Here is a 992-nt window from a genome sequence, read left to right as displayed (position 1 = left end):
GAGAGAGGTGGAGGGACTGGCCCAATGAAACCTCGGCAACCATTGACACGTTCAACCGGTGCCAATTCCAGCGAAACATTGTTTCGAAAGATAAGAGGTGCGACGTTCCTATGCTACATTTTTGTCGACCTCTTACTACCGAAGAGGTCGTTTTTATTTGTATGAAGATTACACACAGAAAGGGGAAAGAGAAATGGTAATAGGTAAAGAAAATCAGAAGAAAAAGAAGAGAGGGGTACTGTGCGGCCTAGCTGTTAGTATGCTGGCTTTGGCACTCAGCGGATGCGGCAATGCTTCCAAGGAGGCGCAGACAACAACCAGCGCTGCTTCGCCCCCGAAAGAAACCGTGCAACTTTTGAACGTATCGTACGATCCAACGCGTGAATTATACCAAGAATATGACAAGGCGTTCGCACAGTATTGGAAGACGAAAACTGGGCAGACAGTAAACATTAAGCAATCGCATGGAGGTTCTGGAAAGCAGGCACGGGCTGTCATTGACGGCTTGGAAGCCGATGTGGTTACGCTGGCCCTCGCGTATGATATCGATGCGATTCAAAAGAAGGGCTTAATTCAAAAAGATTGGCAGAAACGATTGGCCTCCAACAGCTCACCGTATACTTCCACCATCGTCTTTCTTGTTCGAAAAGGCAACCCAAAAGGAATCAAAGATTGGGATGACTTGGCGAAACCGGGCATCTCTGTGATTACGCCTAATCCAAAGACATCAGGGGGTGCAAGGTGGAATTACCTGGCGGCTTGGGGCTATGCATTGAAGAAGCAAGGAGGAGATGAAAACCAGGCAAAAGCGTTTGTTACACGCATTCTTAAAAATGTGCCGGTGCTGGATTCTGGAGCGCGGGGAGCGACAACGACTTTCGTTGAACGGGGCATTGGTGATGTGCTGATTACATGGGAAAATGACGCGCTGCTTGCCGTTAATAAGCTGGGGAAAGGAAATTTCGAAATCGTCAACCCGTCGTTGAGTATTC

Annotated in this window: 1 pseudogene and 1 riboswitch; the pseudogene reads left to right on the top strand. The window is 48.2% G+C overall.

Annotation, left to right across the window (positions count from 1 at the left end):
- Positions 1 to 97, top strand: a riboswitch (SAM riboswitch).
- Positions 98 to 259: 162 nt separating this feature from the next.
- Positions 260 to 992, top strand: a pseudogene (locus B2899_RS03775) (sulfate ABC transporter substrate-binding protein); the annotation flags it as partial.

The sequence above is a fragment of the Aneurinibacillus sp. UBA3580 genome (assembly GCF_002375825.1).
GTDB classification, from domain to species: Bacteria; Bacillota; Bacilli; order Aneurinibacillales; family Aneurinibacillaceae; genus Aneurinibacillus; species Aneurinibacillus danicus.
Note: the sequence above shows the minus strand (reverse complement) of the source record. Positions and strands in the feature narration are given on the sequence as shown.